We start from the raw sequence: 11,391 nt of genomic DNA, 5'->3' as shown, positions 1-11,391 counted from the left end.
GGGAGCCTAGCCTTAAGTGATGACATCATTTAAAGAAACACTTCAAAGCCCAGCAATCAAAAGATTAATTGTTTTAGTAACACTTGTTTTAGTGCTTTACTTATTTAGAAGTATGATGAACCTCTTATTAATAACGTTCATTATTACTTATTTGGTCAATCGACTTCACTCCTTCTTGACACAAAAGCTTACGAATCGGCTTAAGATTAATGGTTTAATCGTGGTTGTCGTTCTGTATGCTCTAGTTCTGACCGTTCTGACAGTAGGCACAATAAAGTATGCTCCTAAGTTGATATCTCAGTTGAATGATCTTGTACAGCAAGTGATCGCCTTTTATAGTAAACCTTTTGTACCGACGGATAATAAAGTTATTAATTATTTAATGGAATCAGCACATAAGATTGACGTAGCAAGCTATGTGGATCAGGGATGGGACATTATCGTATTGACCATCTCTAACATTGGTACATGGAGCTTTAACATAGGGATCGCTCTTATCATGAGTTTGTTTTTCATGTTGGAAAAGGAAAATGTTACGCAATTCAGCAAGAAGTTTAAGGATAGCAAGTTTGCATATTTCTATGATGAACTAGTTTACTTTGGTAAAAAGTTTGTCTTTTCATTCGGTAAAGTTATTGAAGTACAATTCCTTATCTCGATCATCAATTGCCTTATTTCAACTGCGATTCTTTGGATGATGGGCTTTTCAAATTTATTTGCACTTGGTATTATGATTTTCCTTCTAGGTTTGGTTCCTGTAGTAGGAGTCTTTGTTTCCTTAGTTCCATTATGTGCTATTGCATTTAAAATTGGTGGCGTCATCAAAGTGGTATATGTACTTCTAATGGTAGCAGGATTACATGCATTTGAAGCGTACTTTATGAATCCCAAATTCATGTCGTCAAAGACGCATCTACCCATTTTCTATACATTTACGGTTCTGATTGTGTTTGAACACTTCTTAGGAGTATGGGGTCTTATTCTTGGAGTGCCAATCTTCATGTTTGTTTTAGATTTATTAGAGGTTCCCGTGTCTGCTCCACTTAAGAAGAAATAATGATCCTAATATGAAATAAACAAAAATCCTAACTTTATAGTTAGGATTTTATAGTTGGAGGAATACACAACTTGGGGACTTGATTGTTTGTTGTCATGTTATAGGTGCGAGAAAGTGCCGGGCATCCGTTCATGATGATTACTAGGTTTGTGGTTCAGAACGTTCTTAATTTTTTCAGGCAACTTTTTCTTGATTAGAGTTCCTTGCTCTTTCGTTAACTTACCCGATTGGATGGCCTCATCAATCTTTCTGAACTCTACATCACTTAATTTCTGGGTAAACGTTTCTTCATTCCATCCCTTATGCGATTGAGCAATTTGAATCAATGTTTTTCCTTGTTTCCATTCTTTTAATAAATCCTGACGTTCCATACCAAGTAGGTTTGCTGCATCTCTAGTGATGCCACCATGATGATGGTCTCCGTGAGGCTTCTGATGGTGGGGAGCTTCTTTTATAGGATCCGCCTGATCAGCATAAACATATGGTGTACTACACACGATAAGACTAGCGATTACCGTCGAGAATGCCAGCTTAGAAAGGGTTCTCATATGGTTCATGTCTTTTTCACCCCAGTTTCTTTTGTTTACCAGAATTAGTATGAACATTATTTAGAATTTCATGCATAACGGCATGATTGCATCAATCTCCCGTGGGTGGGGTAATACATTGATAACCTATTGTAGAGGAGAGATGACTATGACTTTTGGCGCTCGTATGCTAAAAACAGGGATTGCGGTAACCCTTGCCTTATATTTAAGTACTTGGCTTAATCTAACCCCATCGGTAATCGCAGCTGTAGCCGCTATATTCGCCATGCAACCCTCGATCTATCGTTCATGGCGATACTTTCTGGATCAACTTCAGACCAATACCTTAGGCGCGATCATTGCGATGCTTGCTGGTTATTTCTTTTCAAGTGAACCTATTGCCGTTGGGCTTGTCTGTATTCTAGTTATTATGGTTTGTCTGAAGCTAAAAATGGGGGATACGATTGGTTTAACGCTAGTAACGGTCATTTCCGTCATGGAGGCATCAGGCCAATGGGAATTCGCTTTGAATCGATTCTCCCTAAGTTTAATTGGAATTATATCCGCTTTTTTAATTAATATATTAGTGATTCCTCCGAGACCAAAGCAGCAACTGTATGGACAGATGCATGGGATCTTTGATCACTTGTCGTTATTACTTCGGACGTCAATTACAGATGAGATTAAAGAGAATATATTTCGAGATGAGAAGAACAAATTAGAAGGTGATATTAGATCCCTGTCTGATAAGTACATATTATTCGAGGAAGAACATAAGAAGTTGAAAAGAAGCCCTTTTAATGAAAGTAGGAACTTAGTTGTATATAAGCAAATGCTTCATACGTTAGATAAGGGGCGTGAAGTCTTAGAAGCGATTGAAGATCATTATTTTCAGTCGGAACGGATATCGAATACAGATCAGGAATTCATTGAAGAAATTGAAATGCTAACGAAATTTCATGAACATATCCTTCTTAAATTTGATCGTAAGTTAAAGCCCAATACGACAGAATCCTTGATGATAGAAGAAAGTAGTGGTGAATTTATCAGAGAGACATTTAAGCGATATCTGGATCATGAAGGTAGAGGATCATTTCGATTAGCTATTGTGGCTGCGACAATGTATGACTATGGGTTTCAATTAAACCGACTTAATCGCTTAGTGGATAATAATCACAAATACGATGATGATAAAGAAGAATCTAACTTAAACGCAGTGAAATTGTGGGAAAAGGTGAATAAAAAGTTGAAAAAATAGTGAAAAGACTATCTTAATTTTATTTAAGGTAGTCTTTTTTCATGTAACGAAGGAGATCATAGAAGCTTAAGCATTTCTATATGCGTGTATTGTTACAATATCTAACATTATTTAACTTAGATGTGCGTTTCAACCTTGATATGGCCCTGAAATGAGTGGATTTGTCATTCTTATGAAATATTAATTTACGTAAGGGTGACATACATTTATAATACATAACAAGTTAATAAAAATTTAAAGTGTTTTAATATCGAATAAAGACTTTAGGAGGGTTTATTATGACGCAATCATATCAATCAAACAGAACGACTTTAGCGGACTGTATGCCTGAGCTCGTAGCCACAGCGCGTGGAGATCTTAAGGCAACGTTAGCTATCATCAATATTAAATTAGTGAATGTGATATCTGGAGAAATCATACCCGAGATGTCTATCGCGGTACAAGGTTCAAGAATAGCTTACGTAGGTAAAGACATCAGTCATTTATTAGATGAGAACACGCATGTCATTGATGGGCAAGGTAGATATGCTGCTCCAGGCTTATTGGATGGGCATTGTCATATAGAAAGTACCCAACTTACCGTGACAGAATTCGCGAAGGCGGTACTTCCACTTGGAACTACCGGTGGGTTCTTTGATGCACATGAAATATCCAATGTCATGGGACTTAAAGGTCTGCGTTTCATGTTAGAAGAAGCTAGAACTACACCTCTTGCAGCGTACATGCAGGTGGCCTCTTGTGTTCCTTCAACACATCCGGGACTCGAAACAACAGGTGCCTTTATTGGACCAGAAGAAGTAGCAGAAGCGCTTAGCTGGGGTCCGGACATGATTGGATTAGGAGAAGTCATGAATTTCCCAGGTGTTGTATATGGGGATGATCGAATGATTCGTGAAATTCAGGAGACGTTACGCGCCGGTAAGTATGCTGATGGCCATTTCACATGGAAGTCGGATGACTGGCGATTACCTGTATATGCGGCAAGTGGCGTGAGTGGGGATCATGAATGTGTGACTAAAGAAGATGTGATTGAACGTATCCGATTGGGTATGTATGCGAAGATGCGTCAAGGCTCCGCATGGCATGATGTGGCTGAGACGATTAAAGCTCATACTGAAGGTGGAATAGATACTAGACGAATGATGCTTGTAACAGATGATAGAAGTTCGGAGTCACTACTTAGAGAGGGACATATGAATTTCGTAGTACGTCATGCCATTGTGCAAGGAGTTAAGCCTGTTACGGCTTTCCAAATGGCAACCATTAATACGGCTGAACGTTTCGGACTTGCAAGAGATATTGGCTCGATTACACCAGGTTCATGTGCAGATATTATATTACTTGATGGAAATATATCGGATGTTAACGTAGTGGTAACTATTGCATCCGGTCAGGTGGTGGCTGAGGCTGGACGCATGACAACGACGTGGGAAGGATACCAGATTCCTAAAGAAGCGTTCGAGACTGTTCATATGGATCGGAAATTAGTTCAAGAGGATTTCAAGATTGAGGCTCCAATAGCTAACGGGGCAATCGGTGCTAAGGCAATTGAAGTCGTTGAGAATCATGTCGATACACGTGAGCGGAAAGTTCAAGTGCAAGTGGAAGATCACCATGTAAGCCTTCATTCTTCGGATGACTTGTGTACAATGGCCGTATTTGAACGCCATGGGTTAAATGGGGGACATGCACTGGGTATTCTGAAGGGTGTTGGATTGAATATTCCAGCAGCGATCGCGATGACTGTAGCACACGATAGTCACAATCTGACTGTTATAGGAAATGACAATGAACTCATGGCTAAAGCAGGAAACCTAGCGGCAGAAATGCAGGGCGGCGTAGTTATGGTAACAGAAGGTGAGATTACGTCATTCCCACTTCCAATTGGTGGATTGATGTCTCCTGAGCCTTTCGAGACCGTGGCACATCAATCGGAAGCCATAAGTCATGCCTTGTTGCATGCGGGTTGTAGTCTTAATAATGCATTCATGACTTTGTCATTGCTAGCGCTTGTAGTTATTCCCGAGATCCGTCTATCAGATAAAGGGCTCATCCGGATATCGGCAGATGGCATCGACATTGTTCCATTGTTTGATGCTGCTGGTGAGAATGAATAGAAGCTATTCTTAGAGAAGTGCAAGGTCAAATCACATAAAAACGGATATCATCTTCATAGATGATATCCGTTTTGAATGTTATATATCATGATAATTGGTTAGGCTACATAAGACATAAGATAGAATTTGATTTCTAATCTACGGATTGTTACAATAGACACTGTTATGTAATTGGAATAAAAACTTAAAAATGCATAATAATACAACTTTATTATAGTGTAATATTTATTAATTGTCAAATCGAGTAAGGGGATGAATGATTCATGGGCACGAGCGATCAAGAATGGCATGACGAGCAGCAACGAGTCGATGAAATAACAACGAAAGTCGCGAATAGAATTGAGAAGCTTCAACGTGAAGTGGGTAGCGTTCGTGGAGACGTTGTAGATTTACGTAAGGAATTCTGGGATGAAGTAAGAGTGAACTTTAGTAGTTCTGATGACTTAGGAGAGACCTCAACTAGTCTACGTCAGCAGTCACAAGTATTATCAGAACGTGAGCGTAGCCATCTTCAGTCTTCAGAATCATTGAAGAAAATGAAATTACTCGTGAGATCCCCCTATTTTGGTCGAATAGATTTTGAAGAAGAGGGATCCAATCATAATGAAACAATATACCTTGGCATAGCCTCCTTTTTGGATAATGACGATGAGACATTCCTTGTGTATGATTGGCGTGCACCCGTATCCAGTCTGTACTATGATGGAGCTCCAGGTCCGGCTAGTTATGATACACCTATGGGCGAGATTAATGGAGAGATGAAGCTAAAGCGACAATTCGTTATTCGGAATGCCAAGATTGATGTTCTCTTTGACACAGGCGTAACGATTGGTGATGAGCTTCTTCAACAAGTGCTTAGCCATAGCGCAGATAATCAGATGAAGAGTATTGTAGCTACCATTCAGAAAGAACAAAATGCAGTGATTCGAAATGACAAGAGTCGGATGTTAGTGGTTCAAGGTTCGGCTGGTAGTGGCAAAACATCTGCTGCTTTGCAACGTGTAGCGTATCTACTTTACAAATATCGTGCTGTCTTGAAGGCTGATCAAGTCGTACTGTTCTCACCTAATCCGCTCTTTAATAGTTATGTATCTTCTGTACTCCCGGAATTAGGGGAAGAGAATATGCAACAGACCACTTTTCAAGCTTATTTAGATTTTAGATTGGCAAAAGAATTCGAACTTGAAGATATATTTGCACAAATGGAATCGATGTTAAAGATGGACGAAGGGCACTCCCATGAGGTGAAAAAGGCTGCCATTAACTATAAATCATCACCTACTTATTTGGAGGCTATTACGAGTTATAAAGTATATCTAGAATCGCAAGGCATGATGTTTAGGCCAATACAATTTCAAGGAAGACTAATCATATCTTCAGAGACGATGAAGGAGAAGTTCTATAGTTTCGAACCCGGTGTAAAGCTCGCCAATCGGATTGAATTGATGCGGGAATGGATGCTGAAGGAATTGTCAGTATTCGCTAAGAAGGAGCGCGAGGCAGCATGGGTTGACAATCAGATTGACCTGTTAAGTGCGGATGAGTACCAGAAGGCCTACACACATGTTCGACGGAAACAACATGCGAAGAAGGATACCTATGATGATTATGAGAAGGAACGAGATCTCTTAGCTCGTATGATTGTGAATGAATGGCTGAAACCTGTGCGTAAATGGATTAAACGGAAACGCTTCGTGGATGCCAAGGGATTGTATCGGGAATTATTTCTGAATCATCAACTTCTTCAATCCATTAGCGGAATGCATTCACTACCTATGTATTGGGATGAAATTAGTGAGAGTACGATTGCTAATCTGAAGCAAGGCAAGTTGTCATATGAGGATGCGACACCCTATCTGTATTTGCAGGAGTTAGTCAAAGGCTTCCAGACAAACAATGCCATCCAATATGTATTTGTAGATGAGGTACAGGATTATTCTCCATTCCAACTTGAATATTTAAAAAGATTATTTCCACGTGCTCGTATGACAGCGCTAGGAGATTTGAACCAAGGAATATATACACATGCATCTGTTCTAGACCGTATGGAGTCGCTTCAGCAATTGTATGGTCCACAGGAAACTGAAGTAATATCTCTAATTAGAAGTTACCGTTCAACGTATGAGATTGTGGATTTCACTCGCAGTATGATGCCTGGTGGGGATACAATTGTTCCATTTAATCGACAAGGTGATAAGCCGATGGTCGTGATCGAAACAAATCGTGAGCAATTGCATCAGAAGATTATTGAAGATGTTAAAGCTTTACATGCTCAAGGTTATGAACATACAGCGATTATCTGTAAGACGCTTGAGGAGAGCGAGCAGGTGTATGAGGCGTTAAAAGATCATTTAACTTTGAAAAAAGTGACCAAAACAACGCCTTCTTTTGTAAAAGGAACGCTGGTTATTCCGTCGTATTTAGCAAAGGGTGTTGAGTTTGATGCGGTCATGATCTATAACGCCTCAAATGAGACTTATACCCGTGAAAGTGAACGAAAGTTGTTCTACACCGTCTGTACTCGTGCAATGCATCTTCTTCATATATATAGTCTTGGAGAGCCTAGCCACTTCATTACCGACGTAGATACTGAGAAATACACTTTAATAAATTAAACTCTATGGATTGTCAGGATATCAGCACTTTCCGTATTGATACTTAATCCTTCATAGAATTGCTTCCGATATTGAGAAGGTGTGCAGCTTTTGTGATTCTTGAATACCGTGATGAAGTAACTGAGATTATCGAAGCCAACGTCCATCGCGATATCTACAATTTTTTTATCACTGTTCTCAAGTAACTTTGAGGCCTTCTGTATACGATAGTGGTTCACATAGTCTACAGGTGTTTTCTGAACCATTTGTTTGAAGAATCGACAAAAATGTCCCTCACTCATATTGATTTCTGAGGCGAGGTCTTTCAGTTTGAGTGGTTCTGGATAGTGTTTGTGAATATAATTAAGAACATTCTTAATCCGCTCAACCTTCTCATGACTTCCAGTAGGACGGTGGTCACCTTTCGTAGTCTGTTCTATATGTCCAACCATTTTGGCAAATATGAGATAAAGTTGTGCTTTGGTTGTGAGTTCACAGGTGAGTGACTGCTCTTCATTTTCAGTAAGAATGCTATCTAAATAATCCAGAATTTCGATCTCCCATGGTTCCTCTCTTTTGATATGAGGCTGTGGGAGTATCTTTTTTTTGAGCAATGGATCGATAAACTTCTCTTGAACAATATCGAAAGCATGACTAAGGAGGAGGTCGGGACTAAATACTACTGCTGAGAATATACAAGGAAACGTATGCTCCTTCTCTACATAACCCGAATGAAGTTCTCCACTGTTGACGAATAGACCTTCTCCAGCATGCACTTCATAATAGTTCATATTGATTTGAAATATGGCGCTACCTTGTCTCACTACAATAAATTCCATTTCGTCATGCCAGTGGTAGTCTATGATACTTTGATTCTGCTCGTCCGTTTGCTCGACATTGGGGTAGATACTAACGGGGTACATAGGGTTTCCGTGGACCCGATTTTCTTTTAAAAGTTCTCGATTCATTGTAATCGTTCCCACCTTTAGGATATTTGTAAGTACTTTTACAACAAAACATCAATATATTGATACATTTGGTCATAATAACGTAAGAAAAGAATGTTTTATATCAATATTATTATAGTATAAACCATAGGAGGTTAGATATATGAAATTTTCGGATGGATATTGGCAAATCCGCGAAGGCTATGAAGTTCAGAATCCAGCAGATATTCGTGATATAACACAATCTGGTGATTCTATGACCGTATATGCAGCAACTAAAGTGATTGAAACAAAAGGTGATACCCTAAATGGTACATTGTTAAAAGCTACATATAGCTCTCCAATGCCCAATGTGATCCGCGTTCAATTGAATCATCATAAAGGTAAAGTGAAGAAAAGTCCTGAGTTTGAACTATACACAGAGCAAACAGATGTACAAATCGCAATGGACGAAGAAGTGGCTGAGCTTACAAGCGGGCAACTTAGTGTCAAGGTGAATAAAAAACAAGGTTGGAACATCGATTTCAACTTCGCAGGCAAACGTGTGACAGGTAGTGGATGGAGAGCACCAGGTTATATTAAATCTCCTGACAAAACAGCTTATTTCCGTGAGCAACTTGACCTCGGTGTAGGTGAGTATGTATACGGTCTAGGCGAGCGTTTCACACCATTTGTAAAGAATGGTCAAGTCGTAGATATGTGGAATGAAGATGGGGGTACAAGTTCTGAGCAATCTTATAAGAACATTCCTTTCTATCTCTCCAATAAAGGGTATGGCGTGTTCGTTAACCATCCTGAGAAAGTATCCTACGAGATTGCATCAGAGAACGTATCGAAGGTACAGTTCAGCGTTGAAGGTGAATCTCTTGAATACTTCATTATTGGTGGAGGCACTCCAAAAGAAGTATTGAATAATTACACGAAATTAACAGGTAAACCAGCACTTCCACCAGCATGGACATTTGGTCTATGGCTTACAACATCCTTTACAACAGACTACGATGAAGATACTGTAAATCACTTCATCGATGGCATGGCAGAACGTGATATTCCACTTTCCGTATTCCACTTTGACTGTTTCTGGATGAAAGAGTACCAATGGTGTGATTTCGAGTGGGACAAGGATATGTTCCCAGATCCAGAAGGCATGCTTAGACGTTTGAAAGATAAAGGTCTTAAAATCTGTGCATGGATTAATCCATACATCGCTGAGAAGTCTCATTTGTTCGATGAAGGTATGGAAAATGGCTATTTGGTTAAGACAGCTGACGGAAGCGTATGGCAATGGGATAAATGGCAAGCAGGTATGGCTCTTGTCGATTTCACGAACCCAGCTGCAGTTAAATGGTATCAAGATAAGTTGAAGACTCTTATTGGTCAAGGTGTAGATAGCTTTAAAACTGACTTTGGCGAAAGAATTCCAACAGATGTCGTTTATTATGATGGATCTGACCCAGTCAAAATGCATAACTACTACACGTTCTTATATAACAAAGCAGTATTTGAAGTATTGGAAGAAAACATCGGTAAAGGTGAAGCTGCTCTATTCGCACGTTCTGCAACAGTCGGCGGCCAACAATTCCCAGTACATTGGGGTGGCGATTGCTCAGCTAGTTACGAATCGATGGCAGAAACCGTACGTGGTGGATTGTCTCTAGGTCTTTCAGGATTTGGTTTCTGGAGTCATGATATCAGTGGTTTCGAAATGACAGCTGCACCAGACGTATACAAACGTTGGGTACAATTCGGTCTGTTATCTTCACACAGTCGTCTACACGGAAGTACTTCGTACCGGGTGCCTTGGTTGTTCGGAGAAGAAGCGGTGGATGTTGTTCGCGAGTTCACTAAGCTGAAATGCAGACTTATGCCGTACCTATTCAACTCCGCAGTAGAATCTACTGTGAAGGGTCTACCAATGATGAGAGCTATGGTTCTTGAATATCCTGAAGATCCAACTTGTGCTCCATTGGATACACAATATATGTTCGGGGATTCCATCTTGGTTGCTCCAATCTTCAATAAAGAAGGCGATGTAACCTATTACCTTCCTGAAGGTACTTGGACGAACTACTTAACAGGTGAAGTTCTTGAAGGTAGCCGTTGGTATAGTGAGAACCATGATTTCATGACATTACCAATGATGGTTAAATCCAACACGATCCTTGCTGTAGGTCAACAAGATAACAAGACAGATTATGACTTTGCTGATGGCGTTAGCCTTCACCTGTTCCAATTGGCTGAGGGTGCAACAGCACAAGCTGAAGTTGTTAACTTGCAAGCAGAGAAAGAACTTGCTGTTACAGCAACACGTTCTGGTTCTATTATCGAAGTGACAACGGATGGCGTAGGTAAAGCTTGGTCCGTAGTACTTAGAGGTATTAACGAAGTGGCTTCCGTAGATGGCGGCAAGTCGGAATCCGGTGTTGATGGTGTCGTAATTACACCAGCAGCGGGTGCAACTTCTGTGAAGATTAACTTGGTATAATAAAAGTAAAGAAAAGGCCTGATTCATGTATGAGATGAGATGTGAACCATGAATTTGGGTGTTTGACAATATAGAAAACCGAGTCACGATGATGTATATATAGAGATGAGACTTTTATTCAGCAAAGTTCTCTTCACTTATATGCGTCGGGTGGACTCGGTTTTTTTAATAGTGCGTGTTCAAAAAGTCGAATTTTCAGCACCAAGAGTATGCTTACGATGCTGCGTTTTTTCAAAACGCTTCAGAAGATTGGATGAAGCAAGGGAGTGAGGAGCGGAACGTAGGCAGTACCTACGTGAGCACCGGAAGGACCGGCTGAATTCAATATTCGATGTCGAATAAGCTTCTTGGCATACTTCGTGATCAAAAGATGGCTTTTTGAACAACCTCTAATACATAGGATAAG

The 11,391-nt window shown here is 40.0% G+C and carries 7 protein-coding genes; 5 read left to right on the top strand and 2 right to left on the bottom strand.

What is annotated here, in order from left to right:
* Window positions 1-19: 19 nt before the first annotated feature.
* Window positions 20-1,057, top strand: a complete 1,038-nt coding sequence (locus tag AC1D7X_RS18550) for an AI-2E family transporter (RefSeq protein WP_495475927.1) — start codon at window positions 20-22, stop codon at window positions 1,055-1,057.
* A 98-nt stretch (window positions 1,058-1,155) separates the two neighbouring features.
* On the opposite strand, the gene AC1D7X_RS18545 is transcribed toward AC1D7X_RS18550, so the two are convergent.
* Complete coding sequence (locus tag AC1D7X_RS18545; protein ID WP_495455629.1) at window positions 1,156-1,614, bottom strand: hypothetical protein; 459 nt, start codon at window positions 1,612-1,614, stop codon at window positions 1,156-1,158.
* A gap of 139 nt (window positions 1,615-1,753) precedes the next feature.
* On the opposite strand from AC1D7X_RS18545, the gene AC1D7X_RS18540 reads away from it, so the two are divergent.
* From AC1D7X_RS18540 to helD, 3 genes are all read left to right on the top strand, one after another.
* Entirely contained in the window at window positions 1,754-2,842 is a 1,089-nt protein-coding gene (locus AC1D7X_RS18540; protein WP_495455630.1) for an FUSC family protein, read from the top strand.
* 278 nt (window positions 2,843-3,120) lie between these two features.
* Window positions 3,121-4,959, top strand: coding sequence for an adenine deaminase (locus AC1D7X_RS18535; RefSeq protein ID WP_495475878.1), 1,839 nt, complete (start codon window positions 3,121-3,123; stop codon window positions 4,957-4,959).
* Between the two features lie 263 nt (window positions 4,960-5,222).
* Entirely contained in the window at window positions 5,223-7,574 is a 2,352-nt protein-coding gene (gene helD / locus AC1D7X_RS18530) for an RNA polymerase recycling motor HelD (protein ID WP_495475877.1), read from the top strand.
* On the opposite strand, the gene AC1D7X_RS18525 is transcribed toward helD, so the two are convergent.
* Entirely contained in the window at window positions 7,571-8,521 is a 951-nt protein-coding gene (locus tag AC1D7X_RS18525; protein ID WP_495475876.1) for an AraC family transcriptional regulator, read from the bottom strand. The two genes, helD and AC1D7X_RS18525, sit on opposite strands and share 4 nt — an antisense overlap.
* Before the next feature lie 142 nt (window positions 8,522-8,663).
* On the opposite strand from AC1D7X_RS18525, the gene yicI reads away from it, so the two are divergent.
* The gene (gene yicI / locus AC1D7X_RS18520) at window positions 8,664-10,985 is read left to right on the top strand and encodes an alpha-xylosidase (RefSeq protein WP_495475875.1); all 2,322 of its coding nucleotides are present in this window, start codon (window positions 8,664-8,666) and stop codon (window positions 10,983-10,985) included.
* The last annotated feature ends 406 nt before the right edge of the window (window positions 10,986-11,391 follow it).

This window comes from Paenibacillus sp. Y568, assembly GCF_059445545.1.
This window is presented reverse-complemented; position numbering and strand designations above follow the sequence as displayed.